This window comes from Nonlabens xiamenensis, assembly GCF_003865345.1.
Lineage (GTDB): Bacteria > Bacteroidota > Bacteroidia > Flavobacteriales > Flavobacteriaceae > Nonlabens > Nonlabens xiamenensis.
On the sequence record NZ_RMVE01000002.1, the window covers coordinates 63,095 to 81,801 of the forward strand.

Consider the following 18,707-nt stretch of genomic DNA (forward strand, 5'->3'; position numbering starts at 1 on the left):
CTAAAAAATTAAACCTGCCCCCATGAGACATCACTCAAGTATTGTATTTTTAAGCTTTTAAAATTAATTATGGAAAAGATTTGGGAATTTGTCACCCAGCTGGATTGGTATTGGTACCTCCTGATATTTGTTGTACTGGTGGCGATTTATGATATTTTCAACAAGAAGCACACGATTTTACGCAATTTTCCAGTCGTGGGGCATTTTAGGTATTGGCTGGAGAGTATTGGTCCCGAATTGCGCCAATATATCGTCGCCAACAACCGCGAAGAATTACCTTTTAACCGGATAGAGCGCGGTTGGATCTATGCTAGTGCCAAAAATGAAAACAACTACGAAGGTTTTGGTACAGATCGGGATATCTATTCCCATCAGTATATATTTATCAATAATGCGATGATTCCGTTTAAGGTGGAATCCGATCATGTCACCCATGCACAACCTGAATTCCTGCCATGTGCAAAGCTCATCGGCGGACCCAAAAAGAGAAAAAGACCGTACCGACCTTCTAGTATTATCAATATATCGGCCATGAGCTACGGTAGTTTGAGCGCCAAAGCCATTGATGCGATGAATAACGGTGCACGTTTGGCACAGGCCTATCACAATACTGGAGAAGGCGGACTTTCCCCCTACCATAAACGAGGGGCCGATGTGGTTTTTCATTTTGGAACTGGTTATTTTGGGGTACGGGACGAGGATGGTAATTTCTCCATGGAAAAGCTCAAACAACTGGTTAATGATCATCCACAAATAAGGGCGATTGAGGTCAAGCTATCTCAAGGAGCCAAACCTGGTAAAGGCGGTGTGTTACCGGGCTCCAAAATCACTAAAGAAATCAGCGAGATACGCGATGTCCCCTTGGGTAAAGATGTACTTTCTCCTCCCAACCATTCTGCATTTAATGGCATCGACGGATTGGTTGATTTTGTAGAACGTATCGCTCAGGAGACTGGGCTTCCCACAGGTATAAAAGCAGCTATCGGTAAACTTGAACAATGGGAAGAACTGGCCGATATTATGCATAAGACGGGAAAAGGTCCTGACTTTATTACAGTTGATGGCGGTGAGGGAGGAACTGGTGCGGCACCACCTAGTTTTGCCGACCACGTTTCCTTGCCCTGGGTGTACGGATTTAAAGATGTTTATCAGGTATTCCAGCAGCGACAGATGACGGATGATCTGGTGTTTATCGCTTCTGGAAAATTGGGCTTTCCTGCCAAGGCTGCGATGGCCTTTTCCATGGGCGCTGATCTGATCAATGTAGCTCGGGAGGCCATGATTTCCATAGGCTGTATCCAGGCCAAGGCATGTCACAACAACTCTTGTCCTACTGGTATAGCTACCCAAAACAAATGGCTACAACGAGGTATTGTAGTCCCTGAAAAAGCCGAACGCCTGGCCAATTATTTTAAAAAATTCAACAAAGAACTGTTAGAGATCACCCATGCCGCTGGATATGAACATCCTTGCCAATTTGATATGAGAGACGTGGATGTAAGTATTGGAGATATGAATATGAGCCAAACCCTGGAACATACTTACAAATATCAAAAAACACCAGTTCCTTTTGACAATATGCGTTCTTTGGCCAATTGCCCTCATCTGGGCGGAAAATAAGTCCGCTAGATCATGCCAGAATGAATTAACCTGTTATTTTTGGAACTTTGAACTGAATAGAACACCCAACGGAAATACCCATGCAAGATACCGCCTTTATCATTTTTCAAACCTTATTGCCCGCTTTTATCGTCGGGACCATTGCTTATTATTTCCTCTATGCTTTTATGAAGAATGAAGAAAAGCGTAGACGATTTATTACCGTTCGGGAATCACAAGGCAAAACCTTGCCTACTAGAATGGCCGCTTATGAACGATTGGTGCTTTTTTTGGAGCGTATCAAACCTACCAGTCTAGTGGTGCGCACCAAGTCGGGAAACAAATCCAAGGAAGATTACGAACAATTGCTGATATCGGCCATAGAGCAGGAATTTGAACACAATATCGCCCAGCAGATTTATGTAAGTGAAGAATGTTGGAATGTCATACGGGCCGCCAAAAACACAACCATACAGACCATTAGACAAGCCTCGATGACCGATAAAGTCACTACGGCAGATGGTTTGCGACAAGTGATCCTCAACGATACCATGGATAAAAGATCACCCAGTTCTACGGCGATCAGCTTTCTCAAGTCAGAGGTGAATGATCTATTTTAATCAGATCGCACAATAAACGAAACTTAATTCTTCCCTAGAATTTTCTCAATTTTTGCTCGGTCCTCACTACCCAATAAACGGATAGCTTGATCGATCAAGGCTTTTTCAGTGGGTATCTGATATTGCTGGATCAACTTCTTTCTGGAGTCTTCGTAAAATCGCCAGACATGGTGCAGACTGGCATCGATCAGATCCACATAATTTTGTTGCCCCATCGCCCGTAGGCTGATCAGATATTCAAAAGCAGCGGTGCGTGTTTCAGTCGACTGTTCGGGCGAAGTGTAGGATTGGAGTTCGCTCATGAAAGCCAGTAGCTCATTGTTTTTGTAATTGCGTGAATTTAATGCCAGTACCCGCCAGGCCATCTGAAGGCTGGGATTCCATTGTTGCCAGGAATCACGCACATCATCCAATAATGTGCGTTTGTTATCTACATCATTCCACATCAAAAAGAGTGCAGCCTCACGAGTTACATAAGAAGGATCCCTCAACAGTTGCCTAATGACATCCCGATTGTCATCGTTGACTGCCGGCGTCGACAAGGCGATCAGCTGATTTACCTCATAATGGTCCAAAAGAATTGCCTTACGCAATAAGTCATATTTTCTAGGGTCCTCGTGAGCACTTAATTGTGCCACGACTTCTTTGACCAATTCTTTCTCCACCGGTGGCTCCAGAACTTCTTGATAAGTGTTGAATGCCTTGTCAAAATCTACCACTCGTCGGGAAGCCACTTGAAGATACGCCTCCATAAACGGATCTTTACGCAGTAACACCAGCGCTTCTGCAGTGGGGAATTCAGGGGCGGTAAGCCATATCTTTTTAAAGTTGGTCAGGTCTTTTCCTGTAACTTCAGTCACCACCTGTAAGAAATCATCGGTAGTCACATTTTTGAAAGCATAACGTTGAAGGTAAGTGGATACGCTTTCGCGAAAGCGGGCCTCCCCCACCATATTTCGCAATGCATGTAGTGCCCACGCGCCGTGCTGATAATAAGTTAGCGTACTGCCTGCCGGATCCAATAAAGCGGTAGTTGCACTTTGGGAAGATTGGGCGTTAAGAGCTTCTGCATATTCATACAATTTGACCTGGAAATAGGCGTTGCCATACAATTCGCGCTCTGCTAACAAAGCATAGTAGCTAGCAAACCCCTCGTGCAACCAATGGTGTTTACTATCGGTCTCGGTGACCAGGTTACCAAACCATTGATGGGCGAGTTCGTGCGCATTGACATTGACATAACTGCGGTCATTACTGCCTAAATCGTCCGTAAGAAATTGGTCGTTAAACAAAGTTAGACTGGTATTCTCCATTCCTGAATACAAAAAGTCTTTGACTGGCACCTGCTTGTAATTCTGCCAAGGATAAGCAACGCCAATCTCCTGTTCCAGAAAATCAAAGATTTCGCGCGAATAACGATAGGTAGCACTGACTTTATCAGACTGATCAGGGTAATAATACAATTCGATAGGAACACCAGTAGTGCTCGTGCGTTGCTCAAAGGCATAATTACCTACCGCAAAAGCCACTAAATAACTGGACATGGGTAACTCCATACTGTAATTCCACTGTTGAAACTCTCCTTGATCCTGTCTGGAAACCAATTTGCCATTGGCAATAGCCTTGAGATTTTTGGGAGCCGCAATACTGAGGTTCCATACGATTTTATCCTTCATGTCATCGAGACTGGGGAGCCAATTACTGGTATACTTGCCTTGCCCTTGGGTCCAAACCTGATCCCACCCCAATTCTCCATCGGTATCCACATGATAGAGCGCTTTGGAAGGAAATGCCGTATAACTCAGCTCCAATTGATGTAAAGAACCTGCAGTAAGATTGCTCTCGTACTGTAGGGTTTTGCCGTCATATATGGGAAGAATTTCCTGTTCATCCAGCCTACTGGTATTCCCGATCAAGTTTTTGGCATCCAGAAAAAAGGAGTCGGTATCTTGAAGTACTTTAAAATCATAAATGACCCTTCCTTTTACTTGAGTGGAGTTAGGATCCAATTCAAGAAAGACCTGCGCCTGTTGAAAATCCAATACATCGGTTTGTGAGACCATATTCTGGGCACCGAGCATACTGCTCGAGCAAATCGCCCATAGATAAATCCATTTCATAGCTGGGCAAATTACAAAAGTTATACCGCAGTTGTCCAGCACTAACTATGCATTAACGCTAATTAACCTGATGGGATTTACTTGGTCATACCTATCTGTTTCTAAATGGATAGATTTATTAGTGTATGACTTGGGCAGACAATTGAATAAAAAGTATTTTCGTAAAATAAATGTAGGCCTTGTACGAAAATAGCTTTCCCCATAAACGTTTCCGCATTACCCTGGAATTTTTACAAAAACATATTTCCACGCATCAGCCAATTTTGGATTTAGGGGTATCTAATCCGTTTTCTGACATCATGCGAAAGGCTGGATATAGTGTGGAAAATACCTCAGGAGAAGATTTAGACGATGACGTAGAACGCATCCGAAATTTTCAAGGAGAAGTGGTGACCGCTTTTGAAATTTTTGAACATTTGGTCAGTCCCTATACGGCCATTCAAGCCATTCCTTGTAAGCATTTGGTCATTAGCGTACCTTTAAAATTATGGTTTTCCAGCGCCTACAGAAATAAAAATGACGTCAGAGACCAACATTATCACGAATTTGAATCCTGGCAATTGGACTATGTTCTAGAAAAGGCAGGCTGGAAAGTGGTGGATCAGCTGAAGTTTACGCACCCGGTAGGCAGACTTGGTTTCCGCCCATTGCTCAGGCTCTTTACTCCCAGGTATTATCTGGTCTATTGTGAGCGTCACTGAACATTTCATGAAAACATTGATTATCATACCCGCCCATAATGAGGAGGCCTTTATAAGTCAAACCTTGGACAGTTTGTTGTCCCAAACCTTGGAACCTGACCGAATTATAGTGGTTGACGATAACTCTACGGATGCTACCGCCAGTATTGTAGCTTCTTATGCCTCCCATGGAAATGTATCATTGCTTTCGCGAAAAAGCAGTCCTAAAAATATACCTGGTTCCAAGGTTGTTCAAGCCTTTAATCATGGGTTAGCCCAGGTAGATTGGAAGGAATTTGATATCATCTGTAAATTTGATGCAGATTTAGTGTTTCCAAAAGATTATATGGAACAATTGGTCACCATGATGTCGGTTGATAGGGACGATGATCAGCCTTATGGAATGGTGGCCGGTCATTGCAGCATACTTAAAAATGGACAATGGATACGAGAAGGCCAAAACAATCCGGATCATATCAGGGGGGCACTGAAAGCCTATCATATAGAATGTTTTGAACAAATCGGCGGACTCAAAGAAAGTATAGGTTGGGACACCGTGGATGAGATGTTGGCCAGATTTTATGGCTGGGAAGTAGTCACCATTCCCGATTTATACGTGAAGCACCTTAAACCCACAGGCGCGGCCTACCAACATGAAAAGAGCATGCAGTTGCAGGGAGAAGCTTTTTATAAAATGCGTTATGGTTGGAGGTTAACATTGATCACCGCAGCTAAAATGGCTTGGAACAAAAAGAAATTCTCATTGATTCCAGCCTATATCAAAGGATATCAAAAAGCCAAAAAAAATGACCTTGACCCGCTGGTGACAGTGGATCAAGGTCAGTTTATCCGATCCTACCGCTGGCAGGGAATCAGAAAAAAAATAGGGCTTTAAAAGTTAAAAGAAGTACCTATACTGATATTGAACTGGTTGTATAGACTTTCTTCTGGAGTCAAGTCTTCTGTTTTGTACTTAGCAAAAGGAAAAGCTGCTTCCGTGTACAAACCAAATCCATCCGTAAAAAAGTATCTGGCACCTACGTGTCCACCAAAATGTTTAGTAGTAAAAGCAAGTCCAGGGTACAGATCAAACATGGGATCTATGTTCAACACATTACCAATAGGCGCGTTGAATCTTAAGGCAAGCATCGCTCGCTCATCAAAATCAGGATCGATCAAATCATCGGTTCCCAAGGCATAAGCCGCTCCCAATCCGATAGAAAAATTGTCTCCCAAACCGTAATCATAGGTCCCAATAATTCCAGTAGCACCGTCCTGAAAACTGGCACCAATTTGTACTTTTTGGTCTCCCCTTCCTTCATAGGCCTGAGCGCTAACCAAAGTTGCACAAAACAGACATGCAATAAGTATTATTCTTTTCATATATAAAGTTTAATTGTTCATCAATAATTTGTGACGCTGCAAAGATAGGCAACACTAAAGATCTTAAAGCCTAGTCTTCCAGGACTTCTACTATTGGATTCCCAATGCTTGCATTAGGAAAGGCTATTTGGAGTAGGCTTGATATTGTGGGTGCTATATCGGTAATTTCATAGCGTCTGGCAGACTGACCCGGTTTGATACCTTTTCCATAAAACAGTAGAGGTACGTGGGTGTCGTAGCTCTGCGAACTACCATGAGTAGATCCGGTTGTAGGATAAGAGATCACTCCAGGTTCCAATACGTAAACCACATCCCCACTGCGCTTATGATGGAAACCGTTTTGGATCAACCGGCCAGTTCCCTCTGTAAAACTTCCACTGACCAACGCATCTCTCGTAAACACTTTGTCGATATGCTCAAAGTTGATAATGGTTTGCGCCACAAACTGCTGTAAGTCTGAGGCATTGACACCAGCATCTAGCATTTCTTGATGATTAAAAAAGATCTGATCATTTGAAATATTTTTGATCAAGTTTTCTGTGTTATAGGTATCTGACAATGCTTGATTGAGTTTTTCTTCAAATTGTCCTCCGTCAAAATACCCAGCTTCAATTCTCTTGGATTGGAGGTAAGCAGGTACATTGACAGCACCATGGTCTGCGGTCAGGAACACTGTATAATTGCCTTGTCCAACTTGTTGATCCAATGCCTTGAACAGTCTTTCCAAATCCTGATCTAATCTTAAATAAGTATCCTCTAATTCAACCGAATTCACTCCGTACTGGTGACCTATATAATCCGTACTGGAAAAACTGACCGCCAAAAAATCAGTTTCGTCCCCTTGACCCAATTTTTCAGCTTCCAATGCTGCAATGGCAAAGTCGGCCACGATACTATTTCCAAATGGTGTGGCTTTTAAAAGGTTCAGTTGTCCATTCTTTTCGGCAAGGGCAGACAAGTCGTAAGGAAATGTGGCAGTATCCTTCCCTCTGGGCGGTCGTTCAAAATCATTCAGGTCCTTACCGCTGGCCGTATAGGTTTCCAGTGGATATAATGTATTCCAAGTTTTGAGGTAATTCCTGACCTGACTGGAAGTATTGAAATTTTGTACCCATTCTGGGAGTTCAGACATATAATAACTGCTGGTAATAAATTTTCCCTGGTCGTTGCCCTGGAACCAATAAGCTGCATCTGCCGCATGACCTGCAGGTAAGATAGCCCCACGATCTTTGATGGAAATACCTATGACTTTTGAACGCCCTTGGGAATGTAATTCCAGTTGGTCGGTTACGGTGGTACTCAAGAGTTTTCTGGGGGACATACGGCCGTCATTCATATCAGTACCTACCGGATCAACATCAGGATCACTCGCATTATAAATGGTTTTTTCGATAAATTTATCATACCAGTTGTTGCCAATGATCCCATTATTGGCTGGAGTGGTTCCTGTATAAATAGCGGCGTGTCCCGGCGCAGTATAAGTAGGCACATAATTGTAATGATGATTGGTCGCATTGAATCCGTCCCTTACTAAGCGATTAAATCCTCCCTCACCATATCTATGGGCAAAACGCGTCAGGTAATCATAGCGCATTTGATCGACCACAATACCTACCACAAGCTTAGGCGGTGTTGATTTTAAATAACCAGGTTGTCCTTGCTTCGAGGGTTCATACATGGCTGAATCACCTTGCTCTTTTACTTCTGTTTGCTGGTAGCTACGGCTTGCCTGTACACTGGGACCACATGAAACCAACATAAGCATGCTGAATATAAGTATTGAACTGATTTTCATAAAATGACTTTGTACAAAAATAGGGATATGGTTAATGGATAAGTTTAAGATAGCATTAAATTGCGTAGTGTAATTTTTATCTACTTTTACCAGCAATGAGATTTTTAGACCATATAGGCCGATACATGATCATGTTGTTCGGTGTATTTAAAAGACCAACCAAAGGGATCGTTCTTAAAGAATTGATTCTTAAGGAAATCGATGATTTGATCATCGGATCATTGGGTATTACTGCCTTTATTTCGCTGTTTATGGGTGCGGTAGTTGCCTTGCAGACCGCATTGAACCTGGACAATCCGCTCATTCCTAAATCTCTGATTGGATTTGCCACACGTCAGTCGATCATTTTAGAATTCGCCCCAACTTTCATCTCGGTCATCATGGCAGGAAAAGTAGGTTCTTATATTACTTCCAGTATTGGTTCAATGCGAGTAACAGAGCAGATCGATGCGTTGGAGGTGATGGGGATTAACCCGCTCAATTATTTAGTCTTCCCTAAGATCATTGCATTATTGTTCTATCCGTTTTTAATTGCTATAGTCATGTTTGTAGGGGTTTTTGGCGGATTCCTCGCTAGTGTTTATGGTAATTTGGTGAGCATGGAAGAGTTTGTGATTGGATTACAGGACACCTTTATCCCTTACCATGTGGCTTATGCCTTTATTAAAACTATGGTCTTTGGACTTATCTTGGCCACCATTCCCAGCTACCATGGTTATTATATGAAAGGGGGCGCACTAGAAGTGGGAAAAGCCAGTACCACAAGTTTTGTATGGACCTGTGTGGGCATTATCATCGCCAACTATATCTTAACCCAATTACTCCTGAGCTGATGATTCAAGTAAATAACCTTAGAAAAAGTTTTAATGGCGAGGAAATCCTGAAGGGTTTAACAGCCACCTTTGATAAAGGAAAAACTAATATGATTATTGGCGCCAGTGGGTCGGGTAAATCTGTCTTTCTCAAAAATATGTTGGGATTATTTGTTCCAGATTCGGGGGAGATCATTTATGATGGAGAAGCGTTGAATGAGATGGAAATTGAGCGTAAGAGCGAACTGCGCAAAGACATGGGAATGTTGTTTCAGCACAGTGCCTTATTTGATAGTATGACGGTAGAAGAAAATGTCATGTTTCCTCTGCGTATGTTTTCCAAAATGCGCAGAAAGGAGCGACTGGAACGCGCCAACGAAGTTTTAGATCGGGTGAACCTTGTTAATCTCAACAAAAAAATGCCCAGTGAGATCTCTGGTGGCCAGCAGAAGCGTGTGGCACTGGCTCGAGCTGTGGTCAATTACCCCAGCTACTTGTTCTGTGATGAACCCAACTCTGGGTTGGACCCCAAAACCGCCACGGTAATTGATAACTTAATACAAGAAATCACCCACGAGCGGGACATCACAACCGTCATCATTTCGCATGATATGAATTCGGTAATGGAAATCGGTGAAACCATCGTGTTTCTTAAAGACGGTAAATTGGCCTGGAAAGGTACAAACAAGGAAATCTTTAAGACAGACAACCAGGCTGTCACCGATTTTGTATATAGCTCAGAACTTTTTAAAAAGGTGCGAATTGCGCAAAATGAAGGTTTTTAGACCTTTTTTCTAGCTTTTCCCCTCCAGCGATACCAACTATATCCTAAAAGACCCAAGAGGACAATCGGCCACATAACCATGATCGTCAGGCTGAAGTTTTTAATCCAGCCCCATCCAATGCTTAAGTTTTCCACAGCTCGATCTGTATAGGTTTTGACGTCTTGTTCAATCGAATGTTCAATCTCTAAAGGTTGGTAGAATAACAAATCTATACGGCTGTAGGATATTTGTTCATCCATAAAACGCAATCTTCCTTCCGCAGATTCAATTTCTTCTTGGAGCACCCGTAGTTTTTCTTCAGTATTTAAGACTTCATCTATGGTTTTGGCTTTACTCCGTAAGATTTGATCATACCTAAGTTTCACCTCTTTCTTAGTAGCCAATCTCGTTTTCAGATCCACATATTCTGACGTGATATCCTTGGTGGTGATATTCTTATATTCCACAACATCTGCTAGCTCAGTCAACGCTTCAAATACCGGGTCAAATTTGCCAGAAGGAACCTTGATCAAGAGTTTGTTCTCTAAATTATATTGGTTTTGGCTGTAAAGCATTTCAGCAATGTATCCTTGGTTTTGAGAAGTAATACGTTGGACTTGGCGGGTCACACTATCCAGATGGCTGACCTTGCATCTTACATTGGCATTTTTGACAATTTTGATAGCAGATGGACTGGCAGTAGAGGTCAATACATTAGGTAATTTGCCCGGGATGTTAATATCAGCCTCTTCAGTAGTTATCGCCTCCGCTGTGCGGTTCATTTCCGGGTGATAGGCTTCGGTACAATTGATTAAAATTGGCATCACCAATAAGGAAAGAAAAGTGTTTTTCATGAGAATAAATTTTAATGATGAACCAAAACTATCGGGACAGGTTCCAGTGGGGTTGTATTCGCCTTGTAAAAACTTTGTAAACTGTTTTACAAAGGATATTTTAGCGGTGAACCAGCCATGGAAAGAGCCCAAGACATATCTGTATTTAATCAACTACTAGACGAGTTACAGGATAGAGTAATACGGGAAGAACATCCTGTGAGCACCTCAAATATCCGGAAATGGAAAGGCGAGGATATTCTCATTTTCCAAGATGAGTTAAGGCGCAAAACCGGAAGTACAGTAAGCGAGAAGTGGTTTTACACCTATGTTAGAAAGGATTCAGAAAAATTACCCAGGATTGATATCCTGCATTTGCTCAGCCAATATGCTGGCTACGATAACTGGCATGACTTTAAGCAAAAACACCATCAAAACTCAACACTTCAACTAGCCCCTGATCCGCATAAAAAATCCTTTCCTGCAAAAATCGTTCTTGTTTCTAGTTTGGCTATCCTGGCAATTCTTGTTTTGATATGGGCTATCTTTCCTTTTAGCAGTACGCATCAAATTTGCATTCAAGATCACGATTTGCGCTTACCAATAACTGAGAGACCGCTGCACATCACCATTTTAAATAATAAAGAACGATTACAACTTGGTATTGATTCCAGCGGGTGCTTTAAGTGGAAAACTGCTGCCAATAACTTGAGGTTCGAAGTCAGGTCACCCTATTACAAAACAGATACATTTTACCTTAACCTGAACCGGCAAAACACTCACAAAGTCGATTTAAAAACTGACGATTATGCTTTGATGCTGTATTATTATTCCAATGGAAAAAGTAAAGATTGGCAGAAGCGAAAATCCCAATTGGAAGAGATCATCGATGACCAAGCGATCATCATGGAGGTGCTCCCTTATCAAATCGGCATCAATCTTTACGAAAAAAGTGAATTTATAAATAAGTTAACTACGCCTACCAGATCCCTTCAACGCATGGAAATCATTAGTACCCAATACCAAAATGAACGCATTGTGAAATTAAAATTCAGGCAAAATGACTCCCTCTAGATTAATTATCATCCTTTGTTTCATTATGGTCTGTTCCTGTAAACAGCATACAGAAATGACTGAGGTTAAAGATCGATTGGACTCCGAGACGATGGAACTACCTGCCGATTTTGACAAATCAGACTTTTATCAAGATTATATCACATCGGCTTATAAAGATATCATTGAACGCCAGCAACTCAGCCTACAATCTGAGTGGTCTGAAGAAACCATCGATAGCCTACCTTTTCAAATACCTCAAGGTCTAGCATTAGACAGTTTGCAATTAACGGCCGTGGATCAAGCTTACAACCCACGTATGACCGGTATGGATTACGAGTATTTTTTTGCCGCCCAGCATTATTTTAAAAACGCCCAGGGGCAAGCAGTTACCTTTAGCTCCACGATTGCTATTGATGAACGATCTATAGAACTAGATGGTGAAAAGCTTATGGAGATTAGGATCATCTGGTAAGCTCCATGTCAATCGATGCAATTTATGGCTATTTAATTATTGTATAGGTAGATTCTATAACGATATTTGCCAAAAAAATTGATTGCTGTCCGCTTTCGCGAAAGCGGAACATATATTTGCACACTGAAAAATCAGACTAATTTTTAAATTAAAAAACATGGCCATAGTAGGTAAAAAATTTCCAAATCTAAGTGTAGATGCAATGAATGAAATGGGCGATACATTTAAGCTCAACGTTCTTGACGAAGCCAAAAACAACAACAAAAAAGTATTGTTGTTCTGGTATCCAAAAGACTTCACCTTTGTATGTCCGACAGAGCTTCACGCTTTTCAAGAGGCGTTGGAAGAATTTGAGAAAAGAAATACCATTGTCATAGGAGCTTCCTGTGACACTCCAGAAGTACATTTTGCATGGTTGAATACACCAAAAGACCAGGGAGGAATTGAAGGAGTTACTTATCCTATCCTGGCAGATTCTAACCGTAATCTATCTGGAACCCTTGACATTCTTGATGTAGAAGTTGATTATAATGAAGAATTGGACGACCATATCCTTGTAGGTGACAACGTAACTTTCCGCGCTACCTATCTGATCGATGAGGAAGGAACCGTCTTTCATGAAGGGGTGAACCATATGCCTGTAGGAAGAAACGTCAATGAGTTCCTAAGAATGATTGATGCATACACTCATGTTCAAAAGAACGGAGAGGTTTGTCCAGCCAACTGGGAGGAAGGTAAACAAGCCATGGGAGCTAATCGCGCTGCAACAGCCGAGTATCTTTCTCAAAACTAATATATAGCTTATACACCTTGAAAAAGGGGAAGAACCTATTCAGTTTTTCCCCTTTTTATTTTAAAAACCCAAAATCATGAGAACATTAGAACAAGACAACCTGAAAGATTTGGTTGATCAAAATAAAACCGTTGTGGTTCAGTACATGGCTTCTTGGTGTGGCAACTGCCGACTCATGAAACCCAAATTCAAAAAATTGTCGGCCGAAAATGAAGATGTGGTCTTTGTATTGGCTGACGCAGAAAAATTCCCTGAATCCAGACAATTGGCCACTGTAGACAACCTACCCACTTTTGCCACTTTTAAGGATGGGAGTTTTGTGAATCAGGTACAGACCAACAAATTTGAAAATCTAAAAGAACTCGTCAATGAAGTTACCAGTAATTAGACATTTGCAAAAAGGAACCAACCCTGAACAACTGGAGGCGACCCTCGAAGTGCTGGAACATTTTTCAGAACACAGATCGGTTACCGATGAGGAAATGGATGTGGTGGGCGAACTCATCACTAATATCTGTGGAGCTTTGGAGGTGCATGCCAACGTTTCCCAAGGCATGAGCAATGTAGAAGCCGCCAATGCCTTTGCCCAAAAAGTAATGGGCTCTATTGATCAATAATAATTTTGATGAATGGAAATGCGGGTTGACCGCTTTCGCGAAAGCGATATATCCCCATTCCCCTCAAAAGTATATAAAAACAGACCTGGTTTTCTCCAGGTCTTTTTTTATGCTATTTGCTTAATTTTATTGGGATACCGGACGATTATCTCCCAGACGCATATAAGTAGCGGTAATAATTTCTCCGTCTTCTCCCAACCTATCCGTGTCGTCCAAAAGTATCATATCATCAGATTTTCCCTGAGCGAGTAATAAATCGCCATTGGGATGATTACCTAAAATACTTTTCCTGCTTTTAAAGGAACTTATAAAAATGAGTGAGAAGAAACTACTTCCTTTACGCAAAGTGAAAAAGTTTTCAGTTCGTCTTCCTGGTAAAGTAATTTCCTGTAAAAGTTTGACCCCATCGTAGAGCTCTGCTTTTACGTGCTTATCATCGATGTATTCCAAGTATACCAGATCTCCGTAGTCTGCTGTGGTTTTTTGATCTGGGAAATGCAGACATAGATCATTCCATAAACTGTTGTAGTCATCATCTGGGATTTGATTTTCATACAGTCCCGTAAGTGTGTTGGGGTCAAATTTGGCTGGATCTGCCTGTAGATTGCTAGCAAGCCCTTGAGAAGTATAACAACTGGATAGACATGTTATGCAAAGAATGGCTAAGAGTAAGTTTTTGAGCATAAGTTAGCGGTTTGCAAGATGGTATCAATTGTTATACCAACTTAGATTGAATTTAGATAAAAATAGACATCAGCATTTCCATTATATTTGGGAAAACATCCATCATGAAAAGATTGCTTCTATTGTTAATCACTGTGACTACACTAACCAGTTGTGCGGAATTACAACAAATTGCTAGCCAGCTCCCACAAGGAGGACCTTTAACGCAAGTAGATATTGGTAATGGTCTGAGACAAGCCCTGGATTTGGGGATAGACCGTGAAGTAACTAAACTGATGGCTGAGGACGGTTTTTATCGAAACGAATTGGTCAAAATTCTATTACCAGAAGAGTTACAGAAAGTGGACAGCGGCCTGAGACGGATTGGTTTAGGTGGTGTAGCCGATGAAGGTCTGAAATTATTGAACCGCGCAGCCGAAGATGCCACCAAAGAAGCCTTACCTATTTTTACCCAAGCAGTAAAGGAAATCACATTTACCGATGCCAAAAATATCCTTTTAGGAGATCAGCGCGCTGCCACCAGCTATTTGGAAACCAAAACCCAACAGGAGTTATACGCCAAGTTTTCACCGGTGATTCAACAAAGTTTAGGACGTGTGGGAGCAACAGAACTTTGGTCACAGGCGATTAATCGTTATAACTCGATACCGCTAACCAACGATGTGAATCCAGACCTCACAGATTATGTTACCCAACGAGCGCTGGAGGGTGTCTTTACAATGATTGCGCAGGAAGAAATTCAAATCAGGAATCAGGTAAGCGCCAGAACAACAGATCTTTTACAACGTGTTTTTGCTTTACAGGATAAATAATTAAGAAATATTGAAACTTTTCGACATTTCTGAAGTCTTATTATTGTCCGTCAGGACAGTTTAAGGGTAAAAGCCGCGGATTGTAATGATCCGTGGCTTTTTTATTTCCAGTATCCGTAGTCCTTTTTGCTTGCTCAATTACCTCCATTGATCTCAAATCCGCAAACGACCATTTAACAGGTTGTCTCGAATAAATCATTGCTTCATCCATAACTAAACATTATATATGTTTATGTATTAGTAAATTTTTAACTACTCAGGCAAGGATGTTAACGGACCGCTAGGAATATTCAAAGTTGCTAACTCATATTTTTGCTTTAATATCAATGAATAACATGAGTGCAGCCTACGATAAACAAATAGAACGATTGAGAAAATTGGAGAAAAGATATAGTTCGTTAATGAAACAATCTTATCAAGCCGCCATCAATAATCGGGAATATAGTCAAGAACTTAGACAGATCGCCAAAGAAATTAAGATCGAAATTGATACGCTTAAGGAACAATTACTTACCCACTAACCCAAACTCACCCACTTCATCATCATCTTATCTAGCCTGCGACGAATATCGTCCAGTCTAAAGAATTTCTACAGCCGATTCACTCTAGCAGCAGATCAATAAAACTGGCTCATCAAGCATGACTGGTTCTAGCTAGCTGAGGACTAATAGATATTATCCTATCGATCAACTTGTTGAGACCTTTTGGTCGTATATTGGATATATTAAAAGTGTCAATGTGATTAATGCGTCTGATCAAGAGTTGCCGATCTTCAACATTCACCTCATCGATGTAATCACTTACCGTTCCGACCTTTTTACGATTGATTGTCAATGAAAATTCGTTGGGTCTCTTCCTGTAAAACACATTTTTCCTAGAGGAACGGTAGATTTCATAGATGAGCGTAAATATGATAACAATGACCAGCACAACATCTTCATTAAAGATCAAGAAAGATAGCTCCAGTAACAAATAAATAAGCACCGCAAAGGTCAAGATTTGTGTCCAGGTGTTCCACCATCTACTGTAGGGAAGTAATAGGAGCATTAAAAAAGTAAATTTTCTCAATCATTTCAAGTATCCTTATCATTGTATTGCATAGCTAAGCCAGTGAACCGCAATTTCTTAACTACTTGGGAAGGCTTACAATAATCCTCTGGCTTTAATTTCGAGGTACTTGTTAATTGTATTCACCGTGAGATGCTGTGGCTCTGTCAAAATTGTCTGGATCCCGTATCTATTGAGTTCGTTAACGATCAGCTTCTTCTCATATGCAAACTTTTCTGCGATGGTTTTATGGAAGATCTCATGGGTAGTGGTAACCTTTTCATGAAGCAGGGCATTGAGTTCAGTATTTTCAAAAAATATAACCACAAGTAAATGATTCTTAGCAATGGCCTGAAGGTAAGGCAATTGTCGATGCAACGCATCCATGGTCTCAAAATTAGTGTACAGTAGCAATAGACTGCGCTGGGTCAATTTTCGTTTGATATCCACATAAAGTCTGGCAAAATCGCTTTCTTTAAAGTCCGTATCCAAGTTGTACAGGGTTTCCAGAATCAAATTCATTTGAGACGCCCTTTTTTGTGCCATGACTTGGTTGTCCACCTTATTGGAAAAACTAAACATCCCGGCTTTGTCACCTTTTTTTAAGGCGATATTTGATATCACCAATGTAGCATTGATGGCATAGTCCACCAATTTTAATTCGTCAAAAGGCATCTTCATCACCCTGCCTTTATCGATCACAGAATAAACAGGTTGAGATTTTTCGTCTTGAAACTGGTTGATCATTAATTGATTGCGCTTAGCACTGGCTTTCCAGTTAATGTTGCGCACATCATCCCCCAACACATAGTCCTTGATTTGTTCAAATTCCATGGTGTGTCCAATACGTCTGATCTTTTTTAAACCATAATCCTTTAATCGATTCGTAAAAGCCATCAACTCGTATTTGCGCATCTGTAGGAAAGAAGGATAATTAGGCACCATTGCGTCCTGAGAAAACGAAAATTTGCGTTCAACCAGACCTAGTGCTGTACCCGCAAATACATGAAGCCCACCGTAGTGATACTCACCGCGTTCGGTAGGTCGGATTTTATAGACAAAAAAACGCGATTGACCACCTTCAATCTCTCGGACTATTTCAAATTGACGTTCCTGAAATTGCACTGGTAATTCGTCTATTATGCGCAATTTGGTACTGGCGTTGTATCTGTTGGATACCAGAATCTCAACAGGGTTGGCATCACCGTTGGACAATTTATCCGGCAGGTTCCTACTGGCCTGGATACCATTTTTGATGCGATAGAGTAAAAGAATGTCCAGCACAAACAGCCCTAGCAAAACAAATAGAGCAATTTTGATGTAGTCTATCCATCGCTCAAAGAAAAAGGCCATAACAAAGGCTACTACTATCACACCCATGGCGATAAAGAAGCGTCTTTGCAGAAATAGGCTTTTAAAGAATTTCTTCACGGATGGTTTATCTAGGGATCTCTATGTTTTCAAGTATTTGGTCGACGGCCCGATCAGCAGTTAATCCCTCCATTTCACGTTCAGGAGTTAAAATGATACGGTGTCTCATTACCGCTTTGGCAATGTACTTGATATCGTCTGGGGTTACAAAATCTCGTCCCATGATGGCTGCATAGGCTTTGGCTCCATTCATAATGGCGATGGAAGCACGAGGAGAGGCTCCCAGATAAAGGTTAGCATTTGAGCGGGTATCCAAAATAATTTGTGCGATATATTTGATCAAATGCTCTTCAATCAAGATTTCTTTGACGATGCCTTGATAATTTGCGATTTGCTCGCCATTCATAATCGCTTCCACCATGGATTCTGGATCTTTAGTTTTGCGGGCGTCGTGGTCCGTAAGGATTTGAATTTCCTCTTTGAGATTAGGATAACCTACATTGATCTTGAACAAAAAACGGTCTAACTGAGCTTCTGGCAATCTATAGGTTCCCTCCTGCTCTACCGGGTTCTGTGTAGCAAAAACAAGGAAGGGTGCCTTAAGGTCATATTCCTTTCCGTCAATAGTGACTTGTCGTTCGGCCATAGCTTCAAACAAGGCAGCTTGTGTTTTGGCGGGAGCACGGTTGATCTCGTCGATGAGTACAATATTTGAGAATATAGGACCTGGTTTAAATTCAAATTCGTTATTCTTCATAGAAAAAACCGAGGTACCCAAAATATCAGAAGGCATGAGGTCCGGTGTGAACTGAATTCTATTAAAGTCGACTTGCATGGTTTTGGCCAGCAGTTTTGCGGTGACTGTTTTGGCTACTCCGGGTACACCTTCGATCAGGGAGTGACCATTGGCCAGGATAGATACGATCAAGAGATCAATCATTTCCTCTTGTCCAACGATCACCTTTCTAAGTTCGTTTTTGATCTTGTGAACAGCTGCACTCAATTTATCCAGATCCAGTCTGTTTTTAAATTGAACCGAATGATCGACTTCTTTGATTTGGTTTACAGGTTGAACTGTCTCTGGGGATGGTTGTGACTGATTGATTGTATCAGCAGAAGGCTGAGTATTTTCTGTAGGCAAGTCATGCTCCTCATTTGGTCTATTGACAAATTGTTCCTGCGCAGGTTGTTGTCCTGGCTGGCCTTGGGGAGCATCCTGGGAATTATTCATATTGTTTGTATCGTCCAT

At 41.4% G+C, this 18,707-nt stretch carries 21 protein-coding genes; 13 read left to right on the plus strand and 8 right to left on the minus strand.

Annotation, left to right across the window (positions count from 1 at the left end; all coding sequences use genetic code 11):
• Positions 1 to 69: 69 nt before the first annotated feature.
• Both EGM47_RS05270 and EGM47_RS05275 read left to right on the plus strand, forming a co-directional pair.
• On the plus strand, positions 70 to 1,620 hold the full coding sequence (locus tag EGM47_RS05270; RefSeq protein WP_124979756.1) for an FMN-binding glutamate synthase family protein: 1,551 nt from the start codon (positions 70 to 72) through the stop codon (positions 1,618 to 1,620).
• A gap of 80 nt (positions 1,621 to 1,700) precedes the next feature.
• Positions 1,701 to 2,219: a DUF7935 family protein gene (locus EGM47_RS05275; protein WP_124979757.1), complete on the plus strand. Its 519-nt coding sequence runs from the start codon at positions 1,701 to 1,703 to the stop codon at positions 2,217 to 2,219.
• A gap of 23 nt (positions 2,220 to 2,242) precedes the next feature.
• Here EGM47_RS05275 and EGM47_RS05280 read toward each other — a convergent pair whose 3' ends face one another.
• A complete protein-coding gene (locus EGM47_RS05280; protein ID WP_124979758.1) occupies positions 2,243 to 4,339 on the minus strand; it encodes a M1 family metallopeptidase in 2,097 nt (698 codons plus the stop codon).
• Between the two features lie 179 nt (positions 4,340 to 4,518).
• Between EGM47_RS05280 and EGM47_RS05285 the strand changes: the two genes are divergently transcribed.
• Both EGM47_RS05285 and EGM47_RS05290 read left to right on the plus strand, forming a co-directional pair.
• Positions 4,519 to 5,040: a methyltransferase gene (locus EGM47_RS05285; RefSeq protein ID WP_124979759.1), complete on the plus strand. Its 522-nt coding sequence runs from the start codon at positions 4,519 to 4,521 to the stop codon at positions 5,038 to 5,040.
• A 7-nt stretch (positions 5,041 to 5,047) separates the two neighbouring features.
• On the plus strand, positions 5,048 to 5,914 hold the full coding sequence (locus EGM47_RS05290; protein WP_124979760.1) for a glycosyltransferase family 2 protein: 867 nt from the start codon (positions 5,048 to 5,050) through the stop codon (positions 5,912 to 5,914).
• Here EGM47_RS05290 and EGM47_RS05295 read toward each other — a convergent pair.
• Positions 5,911 to 6,402: a DUF6646 family protein gene (locus EGM47_RS05295; protein WP_124979761.1), complete on the minus strand. Its 492-nt coding sequence runs from the start codon at positions 6,400 to 6,402 to the stop codon at positions 5,911 to 5,913. The genes EGM47_RS05290 and EGM47_RS05295 overlap by 4 nt on opposite strands.
• A gap of 70 nt (positions 6,403 to 6,472) precedes the next feature.
• Positions 6,473 to 8,197: an alkaline phosphatase PafA gene (pafA, locus tag EGM47_RS05300; RefSeq protein ID WP_124979762.1), complete on the minus strand. Its 1,725-nt coding sequence runs from the start codon at positions 8,195 to 8,197 to the stop codon at positions 6,473 to 6,475.
• A gap of 95 nt (positions 8,198 to 8,292) precedes the next feature.
• Between pafA and EGM47_RS05305 the strand changes: the two genes are divergently transcribed.
• Both EGM47_RS05305 and EGM47_RS05310 read left to right on the plus strand, forming a co-directional pair.
• A complete protein-coding gene (locus EGM47_RS05305; RefSeq protein ID WP_124979763.1) occupies positions 8,293 to 9,030 on the plus strand; it encodes an MlaE family ABC transporter permease in 738 nt (245 codons plus the stop codon).
• Entirely contained in the window at positions 9,030 to 9,794 is a 765-nt protein-coding gene (locus tag EGM47_RS05310) for an ABC transporter ATP-binding protein (RefSeq protein WP_124979764.1), read from the plus strand. The genes EGM47_RS05305 and EGM47_RS05310 overlap by 1 nt, the downstream gene beginning before the upstream one ends.
• On the opposite strand, the gene EGM47_RS05315 is transcribed toward EGM47_RS05310, so the two are convergent.
• Positions 9,791 to 10,627, minus strand: coding sequence for a DUF4349 domain-containing protein (locus tag EGM47_RS05315; RefSeq protein WP_124979765.1), 837 nt, complete (start codon positions 10,625 to 10,627; stop codon positions 9,791 to 9,793). The two genes, EGM47_RS05310 and EGM47_RS05315, sit on opposite strands and share 4 nt — an antisense overlap.
• Positions 10,628 to 10,744: 117 nt before the next feature.
• Here EGM47_RS05315 and EGM47_RS05320 point away from each other — a divergent pair, with 117 nt between their 5' ends.
• The 5 genes from EGM47_RS05320 to EGM47_RS05340 all read left to right on the plus strand — a co-directional run bounded on the left by EGM47_RS05320 (position 10,745) and on the right by EGM47_RS05340 (position 13,544).
• A complete protein-coding gene (locus EGM47_RS05320; protein WP_124979766.1) occupies positions 10,745 to 11,680 on the plus strand; it encodes a hypothetical protein in 936 nt (311 codons plus the stop codon).
• A 55-nt stretch (positions 11,681 to 11,735) separates the two neighbouring features.
• On the plus strand, positions 11,736 to 12,134 hold the full coding sequence (locus EGM47_RS05325; RefSeq protein WP_124979767.1) for a hypothetical protein: 399 nt from the start codon (positions 11,736 to 11,738) through the stop codon (positions 12,132 to 12,134).
• Between the two features lie 157 nt (positions 12,135 to 12,291).
• Positions 12,292 to 12,927 (plus strand): peroxiredoxin, encoded by a 636-nt coding sequence (locus tag EGM47_RS05330; RefSeq protein ID WP_124979768.1) that lies wholly within the window; start codon positions 12,292 to 12,294, stop codon positions 12,925 to 12,927.
• A gap of 76 nt (positions 12,928 to 13,003) precedes the next feature.
• Positions 13,004 to 13,315 (plus strand): thioredoxin family protein, encoded by a 312-nt coding sequence (locus EGM47_RS05335; RefSeq protein WP_394341787.1) that lies wholly within the window; start codon positions 13,004 to 13,006, stop codon positions 13,313 to 13,315.
• Positions 13,296 to 13,544 (plus strand): DUF6952 family protein, encoded by a 249-nt coding sequence (locus tag EGM47_RS05340; RefSeq protein WP_124979770.1) that lies wholly within the window; start codon positions 13,296 to 13,298, stop codon positions 13,542 to 13,544. Before EGM47_RS05335 ends, EGM47_RS05340 begins: the two co-directional genes overlap by 20 nt.
• 126 nt (positions 13,545 to 13,670) lie before the next feature.
• On the opposite strand, the gene EGM47_RS05345 is transcribed toward EGM47_RS05340, so the two are convergent.
• On the minus strand, positions 13,671 to 14,228 hold the full coding sequence (locus EGM47_RS05345; RefSeq protein ID WP_240642293.1) for a hypothetical protein: 558 nt from the start codon (positions 14,226 to 14,228) through the stop codon (positions 13,671 to 13,673).
• Positions 14,229 to 14,332: 104 nt separating this feature from the next.
• Here EGM47_RS05345 and EGM47_RS05350 point away from each other — a divergent pair, with 104 nt between their 5' ends.
• Positions 14,333 to 15,040 (plus strand): DUF4197 domain-containing protein, encoded by a 708-nt coding sequence (locus EGM47_RS05350; protein ID WP_124979771.1) that lies wholly within the window; start codon positions 14,333 to 14,335, stop codon positions 15,038 to 15,040.
• Positions 15,041 to 15,375: 335 nt separating this feature from the next.
• Positions 15,376 to 15,561 (plus strand): Lacal_2735 family protein, encoded by a 186-nt coding sequence (locus EGM47_RS05355; protein ID WP_164510825.1) that lies wholly within the window; start codon positions 15,376 to 15,378, stop codon positions 15,559 to 15,561.
• A 112-nt stretch (positions 15,562 to 15,673) separates the two neighbouring features.
• Here EGM47_RS05355 and EGM47_RS05360 read toward each other — a convergent pair whose 3' ends face one another.
• From EGM47_RS05360 to EGM47_RS05370, 3 genes are all read right to left on the minus strand, one after another.
• Entirely contained in the window at positions 15,674 to 16,087 is a 414-nt protein-coding gene (locus EGM47_RS05360) for a hypothetical protein (protein WP_124979773.1), read from the minus strand.
• A 96-nt stretch (positions 16,088 to 16,183) separates the two neighbouring features.
• Positions 16,184 to 17,518 carry a DUF58 domain-containing protein gene (locus EGM47_RS05365; RefSeq protein WP_240642294.1) on the minus strand — a complete coding sequence of 445 codons (1,335 nt, stop codon included), beginning with the start codon at positions 17,516 to 17,518 and terminating at the stop codon, positions 16,184 to 16,186.
• A 7-nt stretch (positions 17,519 to 17,525) separates the two neighbouring features.
• Positions 17,526 to 18,707, minus strand: a complete 1,182-nt coding sequence (locus tag EGM47_RS05370) for an AAA family ATPase (protein ID WP_240642295.1) — start codon at positions 18,705 to 18,707, stop codon at positions 17,526 to 17,528.

Coding starts and splice junctions, on each gene's coding strand:
- EGM47_RS05360 (WP_124979773.1), bottom strand. CDS start 16,087: ATGCTCCTATTACTTCCCTACAGTAGATGGTGGAACACCTGGACACAA.
- EGM47_RS05270 (WP_124979756.1), top strand. CDS start 70: ATGGAAAAGATTTGGGAATTTGTCACCCAGCTGGATTGGTATTGGTAC.
- EGM47_RS05355 (WP_164510825.1), top strand. CDS start 15,376: ATGAGTGCAGCCTACGATAAACAAATAGAACGATTGAGAAAATTGGAG.
- EGM47_RS05290 (WP_124979760.1), top strand. CDS start 5,048: ATGAAAACATTGATTATCATACCCGCCCATAATGAGGAGGCCTTTATA.
- EGM47_RS05325 (WP_124979767.1), top strand. CDS start 11,736: ATGACTGAGGTTAAAGATCGATTGGACTCCGAGACGATGGAACTACCT.
- EGM47_RS05310 (WP_124979764.1), top strand. CDS start 9,030: ATGATTCAAGTAAATAACCTTAGAAAAAGTTTTAATGGCGAGGAAATC.
- EGM47_RS05275 (WP_124979757.1), top strand. CDS start 1,701: ATGCAAGATACCGCCTTTATCATTTTTCAAACCTTATTGCCCGCTTTT.
- EGM47_RS05345 (WP_240642293.1), bottom strand. CDS start 14,228: ATGCTCAAAAACTTACTCTTAGCCATTCTTTGCATAACATGTCTATCC.
- EGM47_RS05335 (WP_394341787.1), top strand. CDS start 13,004: ATGAGAACATTAGAACAAGACAACCTGAAAGATTTGGTTGATCAAAAT.
- EGM47_RS05315 (WP_124979765.1), bottom strand. CDS start 10,627: ATGAAAAACACTTTTCTTTCCTTATTGGTGATGCCAATTTTAATCAAT.
- EGM47_RS05305 (WP_124979763.1), top strand. CDS start 8,293: ATGAGATTTTTAGACCATATAGGCCGATACATGATCATGTTGTTCGGT.
- EGM47_RS05320 (WP_124979766.1), top strand. CDS start 10,745: ATGGAAAGAGCCCAAGACATATCTGTATTTAATCAACTACTAGACGAG.
- EGM47_RS05350 (WP_124979771.1), top strand. CDS start 14,333: ATGAAAAGATTGCTTCTATTGTTAATCACTGTGACTACACTAACCAGT.
- pafA (WP_124979762.1), bottom strand. CDS start 8,197: ATGAAAATCAGTTCAATACTTATATTCAGCATGCTTATGTTGGTTTCA.
- EGM47_RS05280 (WP_124979758.1), bottom strand. CDS start 4,339: ATGAAATGGATTTATCTATGGGCGATTTGCTCGAGCAGTATGCTCGGT.
- EGM47_RS05295 (WP_124979761.1), bottom strand. CDS start 6,402: ATGAAAAGAATAATACTTATTGCATGTCTGTTTTGTGCAACTTTGGTT.
- EGM47_RS05340 (WP_124979770.1), top strand. CDS start 13,296: ATGAAGTTACCAGTAATTAGACATTTGCAAAAAGGAACCAACCCTGAA.
- EGM47_RS05370 (WP_240642295.1), bottom strand. CDS start 18,707: ATGGACGATACAAACAATATGAATAATTCCCAGGATGCTCCCCAAGGC.
- EGM47_RS05330 (WP_124979768.1), top strand. CDS start 12,292: ATGGCCATAGTAGGTAAAAAATTTCCAAATCTAAGTGTAGATGCAATG.